This is a genomic window from Acidobacteriota bacterium, assembly GCA_019347945.1.
GTDB lineage: Bacteria > Acidobacteriota > Thermoanaerobaculia > Gp7-AA8 > JAHWKK01 > JAHWKK01.
Map to the genome: position 1 here is coordinate 94,245 of JAHWKK010000011.1, position 23,917 is coordinate 118,161.

The window sequence follows — 23,917 nt, forward strand, 5'->3', positions numbered from 1 at the left end:
TGCGCATCGCCGCAGCGCCTCGGCCCTCCTGCGGATCAATTCATGAGAAACTCATCTGCTGCATGATGATCACAACCGGTGTGAGGCTCGGTCCTTACGAGATCGTCGAGTCGCTCGGTGCGGGCGGCATGGGAGAGGTCTGGCGCGCTAAAGACACCCGACTCGACCGTCAGGTGGCGATCAAAGTGTTGCCGGCGGGTCTCACGGAGAACGAGCAGCTCCATGCACGATTCGATCGTGAGGCGAAGGCGATCTCGTCGCTGAATCATCCGAACATCTGCACGCTTCATGACGTCGGACACGAGAACGGCCGGCACTATCTCGTCATGGAGCTGATCGAGGGGGAATCCCTCGCCGATCGGCTCGACAAAGGACCTCTTCCGCTCGATGAAGCGATCCGCCACGGAATAGAGATCACGAACGCTCTCGACCGCGCGCATCGCCAGGGGATCATCCATCGGGACCTCAAGCCGGGGAACGTGATGATCACTCCCTCCGGGGCGAAGATTCTCGACTTCGGACTCGCGAAGATGGCGGACCAGGCCAGCGAGTCAGAGCCGGGGATCACGAACCTTCCGACGCAGAAGAGGAACCTCACCGAGGAGGGAACGATTCTCGGTACGGTGCAGTACATGGCGCCGGAGCAGATCGAGGGTCACGAGGCCGATCGCCGCACCGACATCTTTGCCTTCGGACTGCTGCTGTTCGAGATGGTGACGGGACGCAAGGCCTTCCAGGGGAAGAGCAGAATGAGCCTGATGGCTGCCATTCTCGAGCACCGGCCTCCTTCGATCTCCAGCGTTCAGCCGATCTCGCCGCCCGCCCTCGACCGTCTCGTGCAGATTTGCCTCGAGAAAGATCCCGACAATCGATGGCAGACGGCACGAGACGTCGAGCTGCAGCTCCGATGGATCGAAGAGGGGGGATCGGATGCAGGAATCCCGGCACCGGTCATGGCGAGACGGAAGCATCGCGAAAAGGCGGGCTGGGTCGCCGCGGCGGTCGCGGCCGCCATGGCCCTCCTTTTTGCCGCACTATGGCTGGCCCACCCTGACGAGCCGCGACGGCTTTCGCGTTTCTCCATGCTCCCGCCGCCCGGGATGACGATCGATGTGGGAATGAGGCTCGCGATCTCCCCCGACGGCTCCCGCCTCGTCTTCGCGGCGTTCGGCGGACAGGGTCCGAGACGACTCTATCTCCGCGAAATCGACCAGCTCGAGTCCCGGCCACTGACAGGAACAGAGCGAGGCGAGTTGCCGTTCTGGTCGCCCGACAGCCGGGAGATCGCTTTTTTCGTCGACGACAGACTGAAGCGTGTCTCGGCCTTCGGCGGTCCTCCGCAGACAATCTGTGAGGCAGCCGCTCCACGCGGAGGAAGCTGGGCAAACGATGGGACGATCGTTTTCAGCAGCGGAGAGGCGGGAGGGCGGGGAGTCCTGAGTAAGGTTGCTGCACGAGGCGGTCAGCCAGTCCGGCTGACGGAGCTGGACGAGCAGCGTGGAGATTTCAGCCACCGCTGGCCCTGGTTTCTCCCGGATGAGAAACATCTTCTCTTCCTTGCGCAGACCGGAGAAGGGGGGCGGGAAGACGACGACAGCACGATCGAGGTCCTCTCGCTCGAAACGGGCGAGCGGAAGAGGATCGTCGGAGGGAATTCATCCGTTCAGTATGTTCCGCCCGGTTACATTCTCTTCTGGCGTGAGGGCTCACTGATCGCGCAGAAATTCGATCTCGACCGGCTCGAAGTGAGCGGCGAGCCCGTCCCCATCGCGGAGCGTGTCGGATACAGCGGTCTGGAGAAGGGAGCGTTCACCGCCTCCAGTGAAGGGACGCTTCTCTATCAAAGCAATGAGGCTGTGAGCTCGCAATTGACGTGGTTCGATCGGGATGGAAGCGAGCTGTCGACGATCGGAGAAGAGTCGAGGCAACTCGGTAGCATCGATCTCTCCTGGGACGGCTCCCGGCTCGCATACACCCTCGAAGGAGACGTCTGGGTGCGCGATCTGGTGCGCGGCTCCGCCATTCGCCTGAGCTTTGACGACGAGTGGGAAGGAGATCCTGTCTGGCTGCCCGGAGATGACTGGATCGTCTTCAACTCACCGACTGCGTTCTTCAGGAAACGATCCTCCGGAATCGGCGACGCGGAGAGGCTGATCGGCGACGACCAGGAAGCAGCGGGCGCCTACAGCTCGTCGTCCGATGGCCGTTACCTGTTCGTTCACCAGGATCATCCGGCGACGCAGGTGGACATTCTCCGCTTCGACATGATCGAAGAGAAATTCGAGTCGTTGATCCGGACACCGTTCCTCGATGTGACGCCCTATCCCTCCCCGGATGGGAAATGGCTCGCCGTCGCCTCCGCGGAAACGGGTCGGATGGAAGTCTACGTGCATCGCCTGGAGAGTCCCGGAGGCCGATGGCAGCTCTCCACTGACGGCGGCGTGCATCCGACCTGGAGCCGCGACGGCGGCACCATTTACTATCTCACCGAACAGAGCAGCAGGCTCATGGCCGTGGAAGTGGAAACCGGTGAGACGTTCCGCGCGGGCACACCGGTGGAACTGATGAGAGTCGCGATGCCTCGCCGGCAGGAGAGACCGTACGACGTCAACGCCGACGGTTCGCGATTCATCTTCAACGCATTGACGGGCGATCGTACCGAATCGCCGGAGATTACGGTCGTGATGAACTGGGACCGGATGCTGGAGCGTTGATCGAAACGCCACAACGCCGGTTGGAAACCGGCGGCACGGCCGGTTAGAAACCGGCGCTACACTCCGCGATCGCCATTTGCCGACGTAGCGCCGGTTTGCAAGCGGCCGTATCGCCGGTTTTCAACCGGCACGATGCACCAATTGCCGCGGCCAATCGCCTATGAGATCTGGCCTATACGGGCGACAGGTCGTACGCTCCCGTCAGGTTGATTTTCTGGCTGTGATCCGACTTCGTGCAGCGTCATGACGCTATGATGTTCGTACGATTGCCGCCAGCAAGCGCGGAGTGATTCCGCGGGTGGCCTCCCGCCCATGATGACGCATGGTGATCATGATCCGACACTGGCAGTGGTGAGTGTTCTCATCGCCGTGTTCGCCAGCTATACGGCGCTCGATCTCGCGCATCGTGTCAACGTCGCGCGCGGACGGGCACGGAGCGTGTGGCTTGCCGTCGGATCATTCGTGATGGGGCTCGGAATCTGGAGCATGCATTTCGTTGCGATGCTCGCATTCAGCCTTCCCCGAACGCCAATCGCTTACAACATACCGCTGCTGATTCTGTCGATGGCTGTGGCAATCCTCGCTTCGCTGATCGCTCTTTTCGTCGTCAGCCGTCGCGACAGACCGGCGCCCCGAGTTCTGGCGGCCGGCCTTGCGATGGGGATCGCCATCAGCGGCATGCACTACATCGGCATCGCGAGCATGCGCCTGAGTGCGCGCATTCATTGGAACGTGAGTCTCGTGGTGGCATCGATTGCGATTGCAATCGGAGCCGCCTTCGCAGCCCTGTGGCTCTCTTTCCGGTGGCGCAAGAACACCGGCGTGCGCACCGTGGTGAACCGATTGATCGGCGGAACGGTGATGGGATTCGCGATCTCGGGAATGCACTATACGGCGATGGCGGCGATGTCGTTCACGCTCGATCCGCAAATCGGGGGAGTCAGCTCCGAGCACCTGCTTGCGAGCTCCGGGCTCGCGGTCGCCGTGATTGGCGCGACCGGAATCATTCTCTCCATCGCCCTGGTCGGATCGATTGTGCAGCGAGAGCTGGACAGGCGGGCCGACCTGGTCGAGGAAATGGAACGTCTGTTTCATCACTCTGAGCGACGCGCCGCCGAAGAGGAAGCGCTGCGACGGGTGACCGAGTCGATCGTTTCGGCGTTGACTGTCGACGAAGTACTCCGGCAAATTGCCGGCGAAGCGGTCGAAGCCACCAGAGCTGAGTCGGCCGTGGTCGAGAGAATCGTGACGCCGAACGAGGAGATCATGATTGCCGCCGCGGCTGGCGATCTCTCGAACCTGATCGGAAGACGGGTCCCGTACGAAGGCTCCGTCTCCCAGCGCGTCCAAGGCCGGCGCGACATGCTCTCGCTCGACGAGCTCGTGGAGCTGCCGTGGCTCGGCGAGAAGCACGGCCACTTCTCGATCATCGCGGTTCCGCTGGAAGTCGACTCAGAGGCGGTGGGGGTACTCGTCCTGCTCCGAGTGAGGGACCAATCGCCCTTCCACGCCGACGAGGTGGCGAGGGCGGCGATATTTTCTCATCTCTCGGCCCTCGCGTTCCGCCGGATACATCTTCTGGAAGAGGCGGATCGCCGGAGGGACCAGCTCGAGCAGGCGGAACGGCTCGCGGGACTCGGGCGCGTCGCGTCCACAATCGCTCATGAATTCAACAATATTCTGATGGCGATTCAGGGAGTCAACGAGAGCACCCGGCGCATCGGCACGATCGAGCAGTACCAGAAGAGTGCGACTCAGATCGATCGGGCGATTCAACGAGGAAAGGCGGTGACGGATGCGGTTCTGCGTCTGACCCGAGCGGAACGACCGGACAGAAAAGCGGTCCGCGTCTGCTCCTGGCTGGATACGCTCCGAGAGGACCTCGAATCGATTCTCCCGGGCGGCATCGATGTCCAAATCGACTGTTCCGATCGCTCGCTCTTCATGTTGGCGGACGTGAACCATCTCACCCAGGCAGTCGTGAACCTCGCGCTCAATTCGCGGGATGCGATGTCGGACGGGGGGACTCTGAGCATCAGCGCATCGAGGGCTGGCGCGGACGATCTCGTCTCTCTGATTGTGGCGGATACCGGGGCGGGGATGAGCCCGGACGTGCAACGAAGGATCTTCGAACCGCTGTACACGACTCAGAAGGCGGGCACCGGACTCGGACTGGCCATCACACACGAGATCATCCGGTCGCACGGCGGATCGATCATGGTCGAGAGTGCTCCTGGAAAAGGATCGACCTTCCACATCCTTCTCGAGCGCACGACACCCCCGCCCGTGACCGGGGAGCACCCGCAGGAAAGAGAGACGGGGACGGTCCGGCGGGTTCTGCTCGTCGAGGACGACGACGCCGTTGCGGAAGGGCTCACGATCATGCTGGAGCTGGAAGGTCTGGAAGTGAAACGCATCGCGCTCGGCGGCGAGACGGTGCCCGCAGTCGAAGCGTTCCGTCCCCACGTCGTCGTGCTCGATGTGGGACTTCCCGACATGGATGGTCACGACGTCTACCGCGCTCTGGAGAGCCGGTGGCCCCGTCTGCCGATCGTGTTCGCCACGGGACACGCGAGCCAGACCGAGATCGAACAGAACATCAGAAGGCCCGACGTGCAATTTCTGCGAAAGCCGTTCGACACCCCCACGCTGATGAACGCGATCCAGGCGGTCACGCGGGAGATGGAGGCCTGATCAGAAGTTGGGAACGGATTGCGGCGACGGCCTCCGGCTCGAATGCTGCGCCTGCTTCAATCAGTTCCCGATCCCTGAGGGCCTGAATTTAGTGGCGGTGCTTCGAAGACAGTTAGAAGCCCGAATGGATATGATCCCCCAGAAGGGATGACTTCGATGACTCGACAGCTGACTGCTCTGATCGAACGTGAAGGAGACGGGTATGTCTCTCTCTGCCCCGAGGTTGATATCGCCAGCCAGGGGAAGACGATCGAGGAAGCTCGTGAGAACCTTCGCGAAGCGCTCGAACTCTTCTTCCAAACAGCGTCGCCAGAGGAGATCAGGACCCGCCTTCATGACGAGATCTACGTGACGCGCGTCGAGGTTCCGATTGGCTAGACTCCGCGTCCTTTCCGGCAAGGACGTCTGCAGGATTCTCGAACAGAATGGATTCAGTGAAGCGAGACGCCGCGGCAGCCACATCGTGTCATGCAGAAGCGTACGGAAGGGACTACCGTGACGGTGCCCGTGCCGGACCACGCTGAGCTGCGAATCGGCACTCTCGCTTCGATCATCCGTCAGAGCGGTGTGCCGCGAAACGAATTCGAAGGGTAGGAGCTCGGAGGATCGCTTCATCCACCGCTTTCAGAACGATCCGCCCCGGCAGGGGCGGTCAGAAAGTAGCGCGGGGCAAGGCCGGCCCCGCGGAGCGGGGAGGGCCGCAGCCCCGGGACTGACGTCACGTAAAAACAGCGAGCCCCGAAGGGGCGACAGATCTCAGCAACGCTTCCCCTCTACGACTGGTAGACAAACGCCGCGGTTGCCTACACTTCATGCTGGAGGAACGGCTCGATGGAACAGGAGACATTCATCCTCTGCCCCTCGTGCGGGAACGATGGTAACGAGGACGTCGCATGGGAACGCAACGCGCACGTTCCCTTCCGTCTGGTCGAGTGCGTGCTGCGAAGCTGGGACTTCGAGATCCGCGAACAACCCGACGGCTCACCGATCCTCGTCGGCGACACAAACACAGACACCGTGGACTGGGAGAGCGGCGACGGCCTCCGCCTCGAATGCTGCGCCTGCTTCAATCAGTTCTCGGTCCCTGAGGGCCTGGAGGTCGACTTCGAATGGCAATGAGACGACCGATTGATCTTCCGCGGCGCGGTGAAGACTGGGACATCTTCGAAGTGCGCGCATTCGACCACAACAGAATCGAGATCGAAAAGTGCGACACCTCCGACGTTTTCGCAAACGACGATGATGCGGCAGCCTTCGTGATCCAGACCGCCTGCAACCCGACCGCGGACGACGCGGTCCGGGAAGAATGCCGCCACGCAATCCGGCAGCTCGTTGACACCTGGAATGACGAGGATGGTTTGGCCTGCCGCCTTCGCTAGCGATCGAGGCCACCTCGCTATCGTGAGAACCAACTGCTAAAGTCCGAGAACCCTCACGCCGAGATCATCGGCCACAGCGACTCGTCCTTAGGCAGGCTGAGCGGGCGTCCGTCGAAGGCAAGAAGCATCGAGCGCTCGCCCTCTCCGATTGTCATCTTCTCCGGAAGGTCTATGCGGACCTGGTACGCATCGTCATAGCGGAGGATCTCGGCATCAAAGGCGCGGTGGTGCGTGGCGCAGAGCGACAGCCCTTCGTTGACGACGATCGTCGGTTTGGGGTCGCGATCGGCAACCACATGAGCTGCATCGAGCAGCGGACGAACTCGCAGGACGCAGACTGCACAGCGCTCGCGGTAGGCGACGAGGATTCGATCCCGAAAACTTCGCCTGGTGAAGCCGCCGGGCCACGGGTGAAATCGCGTATCCCTTGACGATCTGCTCACCGAGTCTCGAATCTGCAATTGGAGTAACGGCCGCCGCTTCGTCGAGAAAGTCCTCGATTCTCGGTTGGAGGTCGATCGTGAATCGTCGCTCCACGTCGTCCCATCCAACAACTTTCACCGGGGCGAACACCTGATACTCCGGCCGCGACTTTCCCTTCAATTGAAGCAGGTAGATGAGCGGGAGCCTTTTCTCCGCGCACCGCTTGAGCCCATCGTTATCGTAGTCGCGGCTGAGTGGCGCGAAGTCGTAGAGGATCTTCTGACCGTCGAGAAGCGTATCGGTGTAGGGAGACGAAAGTGTCGAGAGGATCGATATCGGCTCGCTGATCTCCTTCGGTTTGAAGACCCCCTGGATACCCTTGAGCAGGATCTGTTGGCCGTCAGAGATGAAGGACTTCAGAGCTGAAGCGGGAATCGCCGCCCACCACTTCTCTCTGAGCGCGAGCACATGCGAGATCGCATCCCATCGAATCTGAAGCTCGGACAGCATCCGAAGAGTTTACGGGATTCGCCTCGGTCGGCGTCAGAGAGTAGCGCGACACTACATCTTCAACAGAGCCACATTTCCCGCCGTACTGATAGACGCCATGAAAGGAGGCTCTTCTTTCGCCAACATTCTGGCAATCCTCGGCACCGCTTTGGTGAATGCGTCGATCATTGTTTCGGCCCGCTGATCGCCCTGAGTGAAGAAGAAGCCTCGGCCGGCAGCCTTGGTGAAAGCGAGCTTCTCGAGAGACCGATATCGAATTCGGTTGTCCTTGGAAATGATGACCCATCCTCGACCACAGGCATACGAGATCCAGACGGTGTCGTCGGCATCCTGGATGAAGTGATCATCATGAATCTCGACGTTCAAACCCAACTCGCGGAGCGCTCCCGGAAACTTCTTGCGACCAAGCCCCCGGTCGATGAAGAAGACGTACTCGTCAAGCAGCGAGATCGAGCTCACAACGTATGGCATCCTCGATCATCGCTTGCTCGATCCCGTAATCATCCGAAAGTTCGGCGAACGACTCACCGGCTTTGAACCGTTCGGCAACGATCGCCGTCGGAACGCCTGTCCCGCGGATGACCGGCCGGCCGAATGAAATTCGCGGGTCGATCATGACGGCCTTCGGCTCGGACAGCTCGCAACCTGCGCGGACGAACGGATAGAACCGCGAGGCCAGGACTTCGCCAGGATCGCGTTCGACACGAGAGAGGAACCGCGCCAGAATCTCCTTCATCCCGGCCTGCCCCCGGCCCGTGAGACTGATCAGTTGCCCTTCGATGTTCGCGAACACCTCGCGATCCAACACAGCGAGATCGATGGCGGAAAGCGGATGAGGCTGATCCGGGGCGAGCGTTTCGAGAAGCTCGATGGCGGGGCGCAGTTTCTGGAGGGAGACGCTGTGGCGTCTTCGCAGGCCATCGATGACGAATGCTTCGACGAGATTCACGAACGCGAGCATGTTCTGACCGGGGGGGAGACGCAGCACCGGCTTGAACTCGAACCCGTCTCCCATCTTCCGCCGGTGGCCGAGTGCCCACGCGCGCAATGTGGTGGGCTTGATCCCGAGATACTGGGCTCCTTCCGGAATGGTGTACGCCGGCAGTTCCCGAGGATCGTTACCGTCGTAGATGTCGAAGTTCAGGTTATTCCTCCAGGTCAGAGTGTCGCTGACCTTCATGCCAGATGCAAGCCTGAGAGAAGATCGGGACCAATGTCGTCCGCGGGGGGCGACAGACTCTGTCTTCTGGGTGTTCCTTGCGCGCATGCATGCATCATTCACCGGGCCGCGGCCGCTGGTGGAAGCGGATTAGTGACTCAGCTTCCTCTCGGCTGACGAAGCCGCAGGAATCGATCCGGGCCTCCTCGCCGCTGACCACGAGGATCGCCCACATCGTCGATCAGTCAGCCGGCTCGGTCGTATGCCTCGATCGCCAGCGGCAGGAGTGTCTCGTCGTCCATCGCGTCCTCCTCTCCTTGAGGATACGCGCAGAGCCTTTGCCCCTACTCCTGGTAGAGAACTCTGACACCATAGATCGTGCAGCAATCTTTCAAGTTGCTGTAGTATCGCTACTTACGCGCCGCACCAAAAAACGAAGATGTGGCCCCCTTCTACTCAACGCAATCCGGCAGATCGTCGACACTTGGGACGAGGATGGTTTGGCCTGCCGCCTTCGCTAGCGATCCAGGCCTAGGTCTCCCTATCGCAGCTCCGGCAGGCCCACCTCACGCAGATACTGTGCGGTTGCGTCGTAATTCTCGGGCGGACGGGTCGGATCACTGCGATTCCCGGGCGGCACGAAGATCACCATCCCCTGCCGTGCGCGGGTCAGAAGCACGCGGTAGGCGTTCAGCAGATACTGCCGGTTCTCGGACTTTTTCACGTTCTGCCACTTCGACCCTTTGAAGTTGTGGTAGCCCCAGCCGCGGCGGTCGAAACGCAGGTCACCGTCCCAGGTCACGCACGTCCAGTCGAGCTCTAACCCCTGCACCTGAAACTCGGTGGCCGCGTCCTCGAGATACCAGCTCGATCGGGTGTCATCCCTTCCGTTGAGGAACCAGTGGATCGGATTGATCTTCGCACGCACGTCGATCGCATGCGGCTTCAGCCGGAACGCATTCGACGACGCGAGCAGCCCGTATCGCTCCGAACCTCGGCTTTGGCTCCTCACCCACTCTTTTGCCGCATCGAGGTCGCGGGTGAGCACGATCGGATACTTGTCCGCTAACCGCTCGAACGACGAGCGGGCGTCGGCGATCTCGCGATCGAGAAGCGCTTTCACGAACTCGGAGACGTTCTCGGCCCGGAACGATCGCATCGACACGGCGAGATGGAGCGAATCGTCGAACACGGTTCCGGGCCGGTTGCGAACGAAATCGAGTGCATTGCCCGCGGCATACTCGCTGTCAGTGAGTCGCGAGGAGATGTGCATCCTCCAGTCGGGAAAGGTCGTCGTGACCGCGTTCAGCCAGGCATCGATGCCCGCCTCTCCCTCGTTGATTTCCTGACCTCCTCCGACAAGACAGACGACGACCGCCCAGTCGTCGTGGCGATCCATCGTCTCGATCAGGAACTCCGGCTCCGACTGGGAAAAGCCGACCACGTTCTTCTTCCGCCGCATCCAGTTGGATGCCTTTTCCCGGTTCCATGCGCGCTGCGCCTCGTCGAAGATCGCGACGTGCTCGGCGGGCGCGTTGTCGCGGTCGGCCAGCGCATCATCGCGGAAGTGATGGACATTCTGGATGAACGCCTTGACGCTTTCCTTGATCTTCGTTTTGGTAATCGATGCGCCGTCCGCCTTCCTTCGACTGAACTCGTCTCGCGCGAGCGCTTCGCGCAGCACCTCGACGAGCGGACCGTTTCCCGAGAGATAGACCGCCGGATCGGTGTGCTCCTCCTCGCGACTCTGCGTCGCGACATTGAGGCCGACGAGCGTCTTACCCGCACCGGGGACGCCGGTAACGAAGCAGACGACCTTGCGCCGCGTCCGCTTCGCCTCCTCGACCAGATCCTCGATGTGTTGCGACGTCACGGCGAGGTTCTGAGCACCGGCATCGCTACGTGCGATCGATTCGACCGAATGCTGCGCGTAGAGCGCTCGCGCGGCCTCAACGATCGTCGGAGTCGGCCGGTAGGGAGCGCGAAGCCACGCTTTGCCGTCGATTGTTGGTCCTTCAATCGTCCCCAGCATCCGATCGAGCACCTCCCGGAAATCATCGAGAGCAACCGGGATCGGCCGATAGACACCATCGGGATCCCGAACGACCTCGACCGCAGTCCTCGGAGCCTCCGTCGCAAGGAGAATCGGGACGATCGGTGCGTGATGACTCGCCTCGTGGAAGTTCTTGAGGTCGAGGGCGTAGTCCCAGACCTGTTCGATCGCGCCACGGTCGAACGTCGCGCTGTGCACCTTGAACTCCACGACGAACACCACCGCGCCGACGAGCAGTACGACATCGACCCGCCGCCCCATTCGCGGAATGGCGTATTCGAAGAGGATCGTGCCGCGCAGCCCGCCGAGCTTCGCCTGGAGGAAATCGATCTGGCGAGCCCAGGCGTCGTTCTGCTCGGCGTCGATGTCGCCGCCGCAGTTGCGTGAGATCGTCCCGAAGATCGTCTCGATCCGGCTCTCGACGAACTCCTCGATCGACGCCGCATACCACGCCCTCGGCATTCCCGCATGCCTCGGGCTCTTGACTATCAATGTCATTCATGGGCGATCATGCCAGGATCGAGTGATCCACGCCACCGGGAGGGCGAGCCTATGGTGCCGCACGCTCGCGAGATCATCGTCACCCTGATCGTCTCGGGACACATGCACCAGGCATGATCAACCCTTGCCATGGTCGCGACACGTCCCGTCCTTCGGACGGAGGCGTTTAAGCATTTCAGCCTTATGACGCATCAGCCAATCGACCATTTCCTGATCTCCGATGTAGTCGCATAGGCGAATTCGACGCGTGATTGCCGCAAGCTCGTTTTCTAAGTGTCTTCTTCTGTCGTCGCTCAGCACATGAGTCATCCTCCGTCCAATGATTCTCATGCCTATACCCGAAATGATCTCGTTTTCCACAGGTTTTCAACAGTGATATCACGCCGTTCCAACAGCGAAACGCCTTTGGGCTAGGCCTTTATCGAGGAAATCCGCGGAAACGCCCCGAACGCTATGCCGACCCTTGACCTCGAAATTTGGAGCAGGTTAATCCGGAGAAAGCGATTGGGGAGGCTCTGGCTTCGCCTTCATTCCGCTGTGATCGTTCTCGGTTCCGAAGGGTTCCCGAGATTGGTTCTTTCCTTGGTCAACCTCGGCTGATACGCTTCCGAGTAATCCACGCTAGGAGGTCGCAGATGAGTCGCACTTTTATCGCTTTGATGGTACTCGCATTCACGTCCGGCTGCGCTACTTCAAAGGACGTCGTCGTGAATCCTTCGGCGGTTGGGCGAGACCTGACATCGGTCTATCTTGTCGTCCATGGCGACAAGTCCAGCGATGTGGACGCGGCTATCCAGAGAGAGCTTCTAAAAAAGGGCATTTCGGTCTTGACGGGCGCCGAAGGTCAGCATCCTGCCAATGCAGATCTCATCCTTCGTTACAACGACTCTTGGAACTGGGACATCACGATGTACCTGGACGCGCTTGATATGCAGTTTTCTGATGCGGCATCCGGAGCTCTAGTCGCGACAGCGACATGGAATAACTCCGCCTTGCATGGCTATCACGGCCTCGATGGCGTCGTGGAAGGACTAGTATCGGAAGTTCTCAAGAAACTTTCCATCCCAAGACGGTAGGGATGTTTCAAACGTGATCCGCGCGCCTCGGCTCAAGCCTATAGGTCGCTTTACACGAACATTCGCCATGGACCGGAGAACAAGATGCCGAACGAAGAATATTGGTGGGCTAAGCCGATTCGGGAACTCTGGGCTGAAGCCGCCCAAACGCCCCCGGACACACCTCATTATCAGCGTATTGTCGAAATCATCCGAATACGGACTTCTGAGAGCGCACTACAATTAAGCGAGTCTCTCGTGAAGGTGACGGCGGGACTCAGGCTCGCCACCTGGGTATTGGCCGTCATAGCCGCTCTTCAAAGCATCGCTCTACTTTTGAAGGCATCTTAGGACAGCCTGATTCCGCGACCGGAAGCAGGCCTTCTTTCGGATCGCAAAACACGACAGCTTCGGATCGAACGAGCGCCAATTTACTCAAAAGGACGGCCCGGGTACGAGTTCGACACCATGTTCCCGCTCCTCCGCCACGGACGTCAAGGTTAGCGATCCGGGCTGGCTTGATGGCACAACGTTGTGAGACCTCACACCTAGCTAACCTTCTCCTGTGCCAGCCTCTCAACGGCGTCTTCGAGGGCTTCTCGGGATGCGTCAGTCAAGGTCTCTGAAGACAAGAACTCACCGGCCAGCTCGATAAATCTTTGGGCCTCAACTTGATCTCCCGCTTCCTTCGCCTCAGCGGCCGCGACGACATACCGAATGGCATACATCTCGTTCGGGACTTTCCAATCTGTTGAATCAAGAGACGATCTGAAATACTTGTACGCCTCACGCGGATCGCCCAAGGTGAACTCGGCGAGGCCCAAATTTGCCGCGATCATAGGATCATCAGGCGACTCCTGAAACGCCCGACGCCAAACATCCCGAGCCTTATCGGCCTCTCGCAGAGAAAAATGGGTCAGCGCTTTTTGATTCATGAGCTTCGGTCCACGCACACCAAAGTTCTCGAACTGATCCAGATCTAACATCGCTTTTAGCGGCTCTCCAGCTCTCCTTGCCTGGCTTGCCAACGTGATAGCGGTTGCCGTCGAGAAAACAACTACGATCTCATCCGCCTCACGCACCTCGGCAGCATATCTCGCCATCTCGAGACCAAACTCTACTTTCAGCGGTGAGCTACTTGGAGAGACCCACTCCTCCCAACCCTCAATGAAACCTCCCAGTGATAGATCTACCCCGGCCGGATTCGCTTGGATAACAGTCTCACCTATTTCGCTCAATTTGACCCCGGCGTCTGAAGCCGAACCTGAAATCTGCAACAGGATCGCGAACCCGTCCGACTGTACCTGAGTCTTCGGTGAGGACCTAAAGGTCTCGTTGAGAAAGCGATAGAGTGAAAATAGTGCACGATTCACGAACGCGCTACCGGACGCTTCAGCTACTCTGCTTGCGTCGGCAATGCGTACCAGTAGTATCACCCGCCGCTGCCCATCGTCAGCGCTCCCTATCAACACCTCCCGAAACTTATCGGCGGTCAACAAATCTGATGACGTCGGCCCGATAAGGTCGGAATCCAGCAGATGCGTGATTGATCCCACTGGAATAGCCTCGAGTCTGGATCCCCGCGGATAATCAAAGTGCACCGGTAGGGAGGCTTGAGCAGCTGTTACCCGGCAGAACGATATCTCCGACTGTACATCGATGACTACAATTCGACCAGATGGAAGCTTAGGATAATCACCTAGTCGACGCTCACTTCTTCCATCAGAAAACATGTACGGAACGCCACCTGCGAAATCCGGATGATAGACTAAGAATTCTTGCCCGAGCTGAACGTTGACGTCCCTACCTATATCAATAGCAATGAGACCATTGCCCGAATGGCGTTCCAACACACTTCCGTGCTTGATGACGATGTCATCAAACCACACTACTCTGTTACGACCCGAAGCCTTTGCGCGATAGACAGCCTTGTCTGCCTCCTCGAGAAGTGCTCGAATTAGATCATCTTCTGTATCCGCGATTGCCCTAGCAGCTACGCCGATACTCATCGTCACCCTACGCTCCGAATCCGGCGGAAGTTGCTCCTTCGTAACCGGAGGGTCAGCCAATTCATTGAACTCATCATCTGTAGGAAGAATCTGGCCACCGATAGCAACCCGGACTCGTTCTGCGATCTGGCTAATCGCTGAATGGTCTATTTCGCCTACTAGGGCGAGGCCAAACTCCTCCCCGCCGAGACGTCCTACTTCTATGGAGACTTCCCCATCTAACCGCTTTTCTTCCTCACGCGCAAAATTCGTGAGCCTCCTCGCAAGGCACTGCAGCACAACATCACCATAAAGGTGACCATACGCGTCGTTAATTTGCTTGAATCTGTCAAGATCCACTGCTAGGAGAGCGACGTGCTCGGCGGCGCCCACAGTCTCCCCTCCCCCCTGGCCGAGACCGCTTTGGCGGAACCTCTCGTCGATGTCTCGAAGACAATCTTCAAATGCCCGCTTGTTCAACAGCGCGGTCAACCCATCGTGATCAGCGTTATAGCGGTCTCCCGACGTCTGAACACGTCTCACGATTTCTGACTCAACCGCCTGTCGTGTTTCCTTCCTTATCGGACTCTTGAACTGGATCGCGGCGACGGCATCGAGCTCAAGTATCGGAAAGTAGGTAATTTTGCTTTTCTTGGGCCGCCAGCTCTTCGATTCCTCTAAAGTAGAGGTGAGTCGAGCTTGTAAGGTCTTATCACTAACTTCAATGGATTCTCCATCGAACCATCGACCTCTCCATCTCCGATAGACCTCGTCTAATTGACCGCCTTTTACGAAAGACTCCCCGCTAAGATAGTCCCGAAGAGTATTGAATCGCTGAATTCGCATTCCGACTAATCATTGGTCAGCTACACCCGTTGGTGGCTCCGCAGTTGAGGCATTTGTAGCAGGCGGCGTTGCGGACCATGATCGAGCCGCAGTCGGGACAGCTCGGGGCGTCGGCCTGGTTGTGGAACGTGCTCGACGTCTGGGTCGTCGATGCCTTCGGGCTGAAACCGATCGGCGACGGGTTGGAGGTTGGAGGTTTGAGGTTGGAGGAACCGCCCTCCCCCGGCTTCACCCCGGGCGTCGGAGTCGTCGACCGGTTGACCGGGTCCGGCTTCGCCGTCTCCGGGACCGACTCGACGAACTTCTGGTCGGACTTCGAGAGCTTCACGACGTTCGCGTGCACCGAGGCCTGCGGCTCCGGATCCGAGGGCATCGCCTCGAGATCGGTGATCTCGTCGCGCAGGATCACCCCCGCCTTCAGCTGCTCGTCGCGACCGAGGAACTTGGTCGCCAGCCACTTGAAGATGTAGTCCATGATCGACTTCGCCATCGGGATCTCCGGGTTCTTCGTGAACCCGGACGGCTCGAAGCGCGTGTGCGTGAACTTGTCGACCAGGAGCTGGAGCGGCACGCCGTGCTGCAGCGCGAGCGAGGTCATTGTCGCGAAGGAATCCATCAGACCCGAGAGCGTAGCCCCCTGCTTCGCCATCACGATGAAGATCTCGCCCGGCGTTCCATCTTCGAACTTGCCGACGGTGATGTAGCCCTCGTGGCCACCCACCGAGAACTTGTGCGTGATCGACTCCCGCTCGTCGGGCATCCTGCGGCGCACAGCGCGCGGGACGGATCCCACCGCCGCGGCGACCGGCTCGAGCTCGGCCGGCAGCTCGGCAATGGCAGCAATCGCCGCTTTCGCATCGTCACGCCTGGTCGAGAGCGGCTGGCTCCGCTTGCAGCCGTCGCGGTAGACCGCGACCGCCTTCAGCCCGAGCTTCCACGCTTCGATGTAGGCCTTCTCGATGTCCTCCACGGTCGCATCGGTCGGCATGTTGATCGTCTTGGAGATGGCGCCGGAGATGAAGGGCTGCACGGCGCCCATCATCTTCAGGTGCCCTTCCCACTGGATCGAGCGGGTTCCGTTGGCGGCCTTGAAGGCGCAGTCGAAGACCGGGAGGTGCTCGTCGAGCAGTCCCGGAGCGCCCTCGATCGTGTCGTTCTCATCGATGTAGCCGACGATCTCGTTGATGCGCGTCTGGGTGTAACCGAGGCGCTTGAGCGCTGCTGGAACGGTGCGGTTGACGATCTTGAGCATGCCGCCGCCGACGAGCTTCTTGTACTTGACGAGCGCGATGTCGGGCTCGATGCCGGTCGTGTCGCAGTCCATCATGAAGGCGATCGTCCCGGTGGGGGCGAGCACCGAGATCTGCGCGTTGCGGAAGCCAGCCTTCTCGCCGAGCTCGTACGCGTTCTCCCAGGTCTGCTTGGCCGCGTCCATCAGCTTCTTCGGGACGTGCTTCTCGTTGATCTTGTAGGACGCCTTCCGGTGCTTGTCGATGACGCGGAGGAACGGCTTGCGGTTCTTCTCGTAGCCGGCGAACGGGCCGAGCTTCGCGGCGATCTTCGCCGACTGGGTGTAGCTCTCACCGGAGAGCACGGAGGTGATCGCCGCGGCGTAGCTCCGTCCTTCGTCGGAGTCGTACGGGAGGCCGCGGGCCATGAGAAGCGCTCCGAGGTTGGCGTAGCCGATGCCGAGCGGACGGTAGTCGTGCGAGTTCTTCTCGATCGCCGGCGTCGGATAGGACGAAAAGTCGACCGTGATCTCCTGCGCGGTGATGACGGTGCGGAGCGCGGCGCGGTAGGCGTCGACGTCGAACATCCCCGCCTCGGCGTCGTAGAACTTCAGCAGGTTGAGCGACGCGAGATTGCACGCCGAGTCATCGAGGAACATGTACTCGGAGCAGGGGTTCGACGCATTGATCCGCGCGGTGTGCGAGCAGGGGTGCCAGTCGTTGATCGTCGTGTCGAACTGCATGCCCGGGTCGCCGCAGATCCAGGCGGACTCGGCCATCTCGCGCATCAGATCGCGGGCGCGGTAGGTGTCCATCGGGCGGCGCGGCTCGGTGACCGAGATGGTGGTCCACTCGCTGTCGGTCTCGACCGCGCGCATGAAGTCGTCGGTGACGCGCACCGAGTGATTGGCGTTCTGGAACTGCACCGAGTCGTAGGCTCCGCCGGGAGCGTTGAACGCGCCGTCATAGCCGGCTTCGATCAGCGCCCACGCCTTCTTCTCCTCGTTGGACTTCGAGTTGATGAAGTCCTCGATGTCGGGATGGTCGATGTTGAGGATGACCATCTTGGCGGCGCGACGGGTCTTGCCGCCGCTCTTGATGACGCCAGCGAAGGAGTCGTAACCCTTCATGAAGGAGACGGGACCGGACGCGGTTCCGCCGCCGGCGAGGGTCTCCTTCGAGGAACGGATCTCGGAGAGATTCGATCCCGTTCCCGATCCGTACTTGAAGAGCATTCCTTCGGTCTTGGCCAACCCGAGGATCGAGTCCATCGTGTCGTGGACCGAGTTGATGAAGCAGGCGGAGCACTGCGGGTGCGGCTCGACCCCGACGTTGAACCAGACGGGCGAATTGAAGGAAGCCATCTGATAGAGAAGGATGTGCGTGAGCTCGTCACGGAACGCATCCCCATCCTCGGGGGTCGCGAAGTAGCCTCCCCGGCGACCCCAGTCGGTCATCGTCGTGACGACGCGGCCGATGAGCTGGCGGACGGACGACTCCCGGTCGGGCGACCCGAGGTGGCCGCGGAAGTATTTGGAGACGACGACGTTGGTGGCCATCTGCGACCAGAACTTCGGCACCTCGATGTCGGTCTGCTCGAAGACGACCTCGCCCTTTTCGTTGGCGATGACGGCGGAGCGCATCTCCCACTCGACGGTATCGAAGACATCGACCCCGGCAGTGGTGAAGTACCGCTCGACCTCGATTCCCCCGCCTCGGGTCCGTTCCTTCTTCGTGCGGATCGTTCCCTTCGGGTCCGGGTGCTCGTGGGTCGTTACATCGATTGCGCTCATCGTGATGCCCTCTTTTCTCTTCTATTTCACTACCTGATCGACTGCCATTTGCTTCCAACTGCCGACACCTGTTCCAACGACTGCCATGAGATTGCCGCTCGGGGAGCGGCGGTGTTACCAGCGCGCCTGCACGATGGCAGGCTTGCATTGAGGCGCGGGGGTCTTGATGCGGACCGTCACCTGGCTGTCCCGGATCTGAAGCGACACCGTGTGGCGTGGCTTGCGAATCGTTAGACGTGCGTGGGTGCCTGAAACTTTCATTCTGCCCTCCCTCTCGAACACCGTCTGTCTGGGATTTCCCAATCGGAACAGGACAGTTATACGGCCCCCTGGAACCAAAGTCAAGACTTGACCACTAGATATTGTGGTGGGGGCTCGAGGGTGCGCTATATACTGTGTAAATGCGCGAAACGCTCAACTTATTCTCCGCAGGATACCGACAGGCTTTCCGCGGAAAGCCCACAGGTTTTCCGCAGAGTTATCCACAGGGAAGGACCTGATTATCAACAATTTATAAACATTTTTTAGCGACCATTTCCGCCGTTTCCGGGGTGGCGGTTTTGGGTAGGCTGATCCGCGAAAAGTTAACAGGATTCGAGTAGGGATCAGGGGTCAGGGATCAGGGATCAGGGGAGAAGCAGGGACTAGGGATTAGGGGTTAGGGATTAGGGAAGAAGCAGGGTTGCTGATCTGGGTGTGGAAAACGGGGCGATGCGTCGGAGCGGTGAGTTTTCCGCCGGCCGCGGATGGATCGAGCGCGCGAGAACGGGACGGACGGTGGTGCGAGGGCGCTGCAGTTTTTCGGGGCACCGATCGTGTGTCGCCCGCTGAAGCGGGCTCGACACCATTGCGCTGCGTGTTTCTGTCCCCCGGCTGAAGCCGGGGGCTAATGTCTGGCGCCACCTGCGGCGGCTTTGCCAGGCTTCGTTCGTTGAGCGAGCCTGCGACAATCAGCCCGTCACGTTGCGTTCTTTCGCCCGCTCTAAAGCTTGATCGGCGCCGCGATCATTCGCAAATGCACATCGAATAAAAACCTCCCGTTCGATCAGCCCGCGCCAGCGGGCGAAAGAGCGCCGAGCTCTTCGAGGCGTTGAATCTCGGCGAGATCGCGACCCATCTTCGCTCAGCCCGCGCCAGCGGGCGAAAGAGCTTAGCCCCCGGCTTCAGCCGGGGGACAGTTGCGCTTCCCAGAAAAGAACGCCGAGCCCGCTTCAGCGGGCGACAGAAAGTAGACGCCTTCTTCTTCCCTGATCCCTGATCCTTGATCCCTGCTTTTCGCCCTGACCCATGATCCCTGATCCCTGATCCCTGCTCTTCACTCCAGATCCAGCGATGTGACTCGCGGCTGGATCGTCACGCGGCGGCCGTCAATAGACCATTCGCGCGAGCAGAGCAACCCGAGCGCGCGCGGATAGAGCTCGTGCTCCGCCTCGAGGATCAACCCGGCAGCTTCCTCGGGGGTCTTCGCGTCGGAGATGTCGACCGCACGCTGTGCGACGATCGGCCCGTGATCGAGCTCCTCGTCGACGAAGTGGACCGTGCAGCCGGAGATCTTCACCCCATGCTCGAACGCCTGGCGCTGCGCGTCGGCGCCCGGGAAGGCGGGAAGCAGCGACGGATGAATGTTGACGATCCGCTCCCGATACCGGCCGATGAACCAGGGAGAGAGGAGGCGCATGTAGCCGGCGAGGACGACGAAGTTTGCAGCGTGGTCGTCGATCGCCTGCGCGACGAGACGCTCATGCTCCTCACGCGGCATTCCCCCGTGCGGAATCGAGACGGAGGCGATGCCGTGCCCCCTGGCGATCTCGAGACCCTTCGCTTCCTCGACATTCGAGATGACCACGCCAATCTCCGCATCGATCTCTCCCCGGCCGATCGCGTTGTAGATCGAGACGAAGTTGGAGCCTCTTCCGGAGAGAAGGATCGCGAGTACCCGCATCTCAGCCGTCCCAGGAGGCGAATCCGGCAGGAGGGGTGTCGTAGTCGACCTTCCCCTCCCCCTTCACCACATTTCCGATGAAGAAGAGCTTTTGCGAATGCTGCTGCAGGTGCGCGACGACCTTCGGGACGTGGTCGACGGCGACGAACAGCACCATACCGATCCCCATGTTGAACACGCGGAGCGCCTCGATCCGATCGACGCCTCCGGTCGCGACGAGCCAGGAGAAGAGCGGCGGGATTTCCCACGATCCGAGCTTGATCCTCGCGTCGAGATTCGAGGGGAGAACCCGAGGAATGTTGTCGGTGAGCCCGCCGCCGGTGATGTGCGCCATCGCGCTCAGCCGGTCCTCTTCGACGAGCCCGCCGAGCTGCCGGAGATAGGACAGATGGGGCCGGAGGAGCTCCTCCCCCACCTTCCGCTCGAGATCGGGTACGACGCTCTGCATGTCGAGCCCGGCATCATCGACGATCTTCCGCGCGAGCGAGTAACCGTTCGTATGGAGGCCGCTCGACGGCAAACCGAGGATGATGTCTCCCTCGCGGACGCGCGAGCCGTCGATCAGATGCTTCTCGTCGACCACGCCGACGATGAAGCCGGCGACGTCGTACTCTCCCGGGCGGTAGAAGCCGGGCATCTCCGCGGTCTCGCCGCCGATCAGGGCGAGCCGGTTCTCGCGGCACGCCTCCGCCATTCCCCGCACGACATCGACCATCACGGCCGGCTCGAGCTTTCCGGTGGCAAAGTAGTCGAGGAAGAAGAGCGGCCGGGCGCCCTGGACGAGGATGTCGTTGACGCAGTGGTTGACCAGATCGCCGCCGATCGTGTCGTGGATCTTCATGTCGCGCGCGACCTTCAGCTTCGTCCCGACGCCATCGGCGGACGAGACGAGGATCGGCGACTCGAGATCCGGAAAGTTCGCGCGGTAGAGCCCGCCGAAGAGTCCGAGCTCGGAGACGACGTTCTCGGAGTACGTGTCGCGAACGATCCTGCGGACCTGCGAGAGCGCTTCGTCCTGCGCGTCGATGTCGACGCCGGCGTCGCGGTAGGTGGTTGTTGTAGGTTTCGTCATTTTGGATGAATGCAGGGATCTGGGAAGAGTGAAGAGTGAAGAGTGAAGAGTGAAAGAGAAGAGTCAAAAGTGAATGGTGAAGAGTGAAAGAGAAGAGTCAAGGGGGATCTAAGGATCGGCGCTTCGCTGGGCTTGTCTGTACTCCTCTTAGAGGTCCCTCGCCCCGCGCCCACCGATACACCGGATCGAAACGAATCCGCAAGCTCGCCACCCGCTCGGGACGACCGGGCGAGGAAGGTGTTAGCCCACGGCTCAATACCGGCGTCTGGTCTGTCTGTTCGAAATGACTGCAGGTTTTTGTTGGTCCGTTTCACTCTTCACTCTTCACTCTTCACTCTTCACACCCGATACAGCGCCGCGCCCCAGTGGAGCCCGGAGCCGAGCGCGGTGAACGCCAGAAGCATACCTTCCCTGATCCGTCCTTCGCTCACGAGCTCGTGATAGAGGATCGGGAGCGTGCCGGCAGTCGTGTTGCCGTAGCGCTCGATGTTGTGAGGGACTTTCTCTTCCGGAAAGTCGAGCGCCTTCCGGACACCCTCGATGATGCGGAGGTTGGCCTGGTGCGCGAGAACGAGGTCGATCTCGGAGGGATCGATCCCGGCGGCCTCGCACACGGCGAGAATCGACTCGGGCATTTTCCTGACCGCCTGCCGGAAGACCTCACGGCCGGCCATGTCCGGAACGTAGCTTCCGTCGTCGACCTGTTCTTTGCTGATCCACGGGCGTTTGAGAAATGAACCGCCCTGCACCCAGAGAGCCTCGAGGAGCGACCCGTCGGTAAAGAGACGCGTCTCGAGAAGGCCTCGGCCGTTCTCGTCGTGCCCTTCGACGACGACCGCGCCCGCTCCGTCTCCGAAGAGGACGACGCGATCGCGGTAGCGGGTGTTGTACTCCCGCTCGTCGTCGGTCACCTCGCGCGACTCCTCACCGATCAGCGTCTTCCACCCTTTGTCCCATGGCATGAACGGCGTGTGGACTTCCGAGCCCACCAGAAGAACCCGTCCGTACTTGCCGCTCCGGACCAACGAGTCGACGAGGTCGAGTCCGTAGAGGAAGCCGCTGCATTGCTGTCGGATGTCGAACGTCGGGATCTCGCGCAGTCCGATCCGTTCCTGGAGAAGCGGGCCGTTTCCGGGGAAGTAGTAGTCGGGTGTCATCGTGGCGAAGACGACGGCGTCGATCGCGTCGGGCTCGAGCCCCGCGTTTTCGATCGCCGCCTTCGCGGCCGTCGCGCCGAGCTCGGAGGAACCCTGTCCCGACGAAGCGAATCGTCTCTGCTCGATGCCGGAGCGGGTTCGGATCCATTCATCCGAGGTTTCCATGATCCGGGCGAGATCGTCGTTGGTGACGACGTTGTCGGGGATGCCGATTCCACTTCCGGTGATGACGCTCCGCATCGGCCGATTATATGAGGGTGGAGAAGCAGGGGTCAGGGATCAGGGATCAGGGAAGAAGGCAGGGATCAGGGATTAGGGATCAGGGATCAGGGAAGGATCGCCACCAGCCTGCGAGACGTTTCCCATCACCGGGAGGGGTTGCAACTGGCGAGGTGCCGGCGATCTTCCAACCTCAAACCTCCAACCTTCAACCTTCAAAATTGTTATTAGAGTTTACGACTCGACCGCCGTTTTCACTGGTACAGGCTTCGCAACCGCGCAGGAGTCGAATGGGCGCGAAGATCCTCGCAATAGAAGACGACCCCCAGATTCTCGATCTCTACGTCACCTTCTTCGAACGCCGCGGCTACACGGTCCTCTGCGCCGCGAATGGGAGGAAGGCGATCGCAACACTCGAGGGTAACCGCGACGTGAAACTGATCCTCCTCGATCTCAATCTTCCCGGAATGAGTGGCGAGGAGTGGATGCGATGGTACGAGTCGAGTGGCATCCGCGCCCCGATCATCGTCGTCTCCGGCAAAGGCGACATCCTCTCTGTCGCGCGCAGTCACCCCGACGTCGCCGCTCTGACCAAACCGTTCCACATGGAAGAGCTCCAGGAGCTCGTCGAGGTCCTGCTCGAGGAGAACTGGGAGTCGGAAGTCACCGACGACGCGCAGCTGCATTGAGGAGAAGCAGGGATCAGGGGTCAGGGATCAGGGACCAGGGGTCGATCGTTCTGATCTCGCCACATCCCGCACCTCGTCATCCTGAGCAATTGACCGGCGCGTTTGCGCCGGTGAAGCGGAAATGACAGCTGTGAGTGTAGGAACAACCGCACTCGCCTACTCAAACCGACGTCATCCCGAGCGGGCGGTCGGGTGGGCAAGCGAGGGACCTTGCAGGGTGGGACATCAGGCCAAGCGAAGCGCTGCAAGTGGGTCGAAGTCCAACAATTTCGTTTCATTAGGAGCGGCCGAAGGACAGCGAAGGATCCGGGGGAAGGTCCTGAATCAACGTAGCGAGCACGGGCGAACGGTAGCTCACGAACCCCCGCCCAGAGACGATGAGTAGGCCGGTCCCCTCGAACGATGTCACGATTTGATCGTGCATCCCACGTTAGACGGGCTCGAAGCCCAGAAGAGGAGACCAGCCGTGAACCATATTGCCATTGATATCCATG

At 60.5% G+C, this 23,917-nt stretch carries 16 protein-coding genes and 1 pseudogene; 8 read left to right on the top strand and 9 right to left on the bottom strand.

The genetic code is table 11. From position 1 onward, the window contains the following. The first annotated feature begins 62 nt into the window (after positions 1 to 62). The 6 genes and pseudogenes from KY459_09210 to KY459_09235 all read left to right on the top strand — a co-directional run bounded on the left by KY459_09210 (position 63) and on the right by KY459_09235 (position 6,787). Positions 63 to 2,714: a protein kinase gene (locus KY459_09210; protein MBW3564889.1), complete on the top strand. Its 2,652-nt coding sequence runs from the start codon at positions 63 to 65 to the stop codon at positions 2,712 to 2,714. Between the two features lie 351 nt (positions 2,715 to 3,065). Continuing rightward, on the top strand, positions 3,066 to 5,408 hold the full coding sequence (locus tag KY459_09215) for a response regulator (protein ID MBW3564890.1): 2,343 nt from the start codon (positions 3,066 to 3,068) through the stop codon (positions 5,406 to 5,408). Positions 5,409 to 5,564: 156 nt separating this feature from the next. Next, on the top strand, positions 5,565 to 5,786 hold the full coding sequence (locus KY459_09220; GenBank protein MBW3564891.1) for a type II toxin-antitoxin system HicB family antitoxin: 222 nt from the start codon (positions 5,565 to 5,567) through the stop codon (positions 5,784 to 5,786). Continuing rightward, a pseudogene (locus KY459_09225) lies at positions 5,779 to 6,002 on the top strand (type II toxin-antitoxin system HicA family toxin). Before KY459_09220 ends, KY459_09225 begins: the two are co-directional and overlap by 8 nt. Positions 6,003 to 6,239: 237 nt before the next feature. Beyond that, a complete protein-coding gene (locus KY459_09230) occupies positions 6,240 to 6,527 on the top strand; it encodes a hypothetical protein (GenBank protein ID MBW3564892.1) in 288 nt (95 codons plus the stop codon). After that, complete coding sequence (locus tag KY459_09235) at positions 6,524 to 6,787, top strand: hypothetical protein (protein MBW3564893.1); 264 nt, start codon at positions 6,524 to 6,526, stop codon at positions 6,785 to 6,787. Before KY459_09230 ends, KY459_09235 begins: the two co-directional genes overlap by 4 nt. A gap of 53 nt (positions 6,788 to 6,840) precedes the next feature. On the opposite strand, the gene KY459_09240 is transcribed toward KY459_09235, so the two are convergent. The 4 genes from KY459_09240 to KY459_09255 form a co-directional block, all read right to left on the bottom strand. Next, on the bottom strand, positions 6,841 to 7,230 hold the full coding sequence (locus tag KY459_09240) for a hypothetical protein (GenBank protein ID MBW3564894.1): 390 nt from the start codon (positions 7,228 to 7,230) through the stop codon (positions 6,841 to 6,843). 541 nt (positions 7,231 to 7,771) lie between these two features. Continuing rightward, positions 7,772 to 8,191: a hypothetical protein gene (locus tag KY459_09245; protein ID MBW3564895.1), complete on the bottom strand. Its 420-nt coding sequence runs from the start codon at positions 8,189 to 8,191 to the stop codon at positions 7,772 to 7,774. Beyond that, on the bottom strand, positions 8,157 to 8,900 hold the full coding sequence (locus tag KY459_09250; protein ID MBW3564896.1) for a DUF433 domain-containing protein: 744 nt from the start codon (positions 8,898 to 8,900) through the stop codon (positions 8,157 to 8,159). The genes KY459_09245 and KY459_09250 overlap by 35 nt, the downstream gene beginning before the upstream one ends. Positions 8,901 to 9,420: 520 nt before the next feature. After that, the gene (locus KY459_09255; protein MBW3564897.1) at positions 9,421 to 11,394 is read right to left on the bottom strand and encodes a DUF2075 domain-containing protein; all 1,974 of its coding nucleotides are present in this window, start codon (positions 11,392 to 11,394) and stop codon (positions 9,421 to 9,423) included. Positions 11,395 to 12,068: 674 nt separating this feature from the next. On the opposite strand from KY459_09255, the gene KY459_09260 reads away from it, so the two are divergent. Further along, positions 12,069 to 12,509, top strand: coding sequence for a hypothetical protein (locus tag KY459_09260; protein ID MBW3564898.1), 441 nt, complete (start codon positions 12,069 to 12,071; stop codon positions 12,507 to 12,509). A 527-nt stretch (positions 12,510 to 13,036) separates the two neighbouring features. Here the strand turns inward: KY459_09260 and KY459_09265 are convergent. From KY459_09265 to KY459_09285, 5 genes are all read right to left on the bottom strand, one after another. Then, positions 13,037 to 15,322, bottom strand: coding sequence for a diguanylate cyclase (locus KY459_09265; protein ID MBW3564899.1), 2,286 nt, complete (start codon positions 15,320 to 15,322; stop codon positions 13,037 to 13,039). Between the two features lie 16 nt (positions 15,323 to 15,338). Continuing rightward, positions 15,339 to 18,344 (bottom strand): vitamin B12-dependent ribonucleotide reductase, encoded by a 3,006-nt coding sequence (locus KY459_09270; GenBank protein ID MBW3564900.1) that lies wholly within the window; start codon positions 18,342 to 18,344, stop codon positions 15,339 to 15,341. 1,315 nt (positions 18,345 to 19,659) lie between these two features. Beyond that, the gene (gene purN / locus KY459_09275) at positions 19,660 to 20,286 is read right to left on the bottom strand and encodes a phosphoribosylglycinamide formyltransferase (protein ID MBW3564901.1); all 627 of its coding nucleotides are present in this window, start codon (positions 20,284 to 20,286) and stop codon (positions 19,660 to 19,662) included. Position 20,287: 1 nt separating this feature from the next. After that, positions 20,288 to 21,358 (bottom strand): phosphoribosylformylglycinamidine cyclo-ligase, encoded by a 1,071-nt coding sequence (gene purM, locus KY459_09280; GenBank protein ID MBW3564902.1) that lies wholly within the window; start codon positions 21,356 to 21,358, stop codon positions 20,288 to 20,290. A 338-nt stretch (positions 21,359 to 21,696) separates the two neighbouring features. After that, a complete protein-coding gene (locus tag KY459_09285) occupies positions 21,697 to 22,755 on the bottom strand; it encodes a ketoacyl-ACP synthase III (protein MBW3564903.1) in 1,059 nt (352 codons plus the stop codon). A 269-nt stretch (positions 22,756 to 23,024) separates the two neighbouring features. Between KY459_09285 and KY459_09290 the strand changes: the two genes are divergently transcribed. Continuing rightward, positions 23,025 to 23,423, top strand: a complete 399-nt coding sequence (locus tag KY459_09290) for a response regulator (GenBank protein MBW3564904.1) — start codon at positions 23,025 to 23,027, stop codon at positions 23,421 to 23,423. Positions 23,424 to 23,917 lie beyond the last annotated feature (494 nt).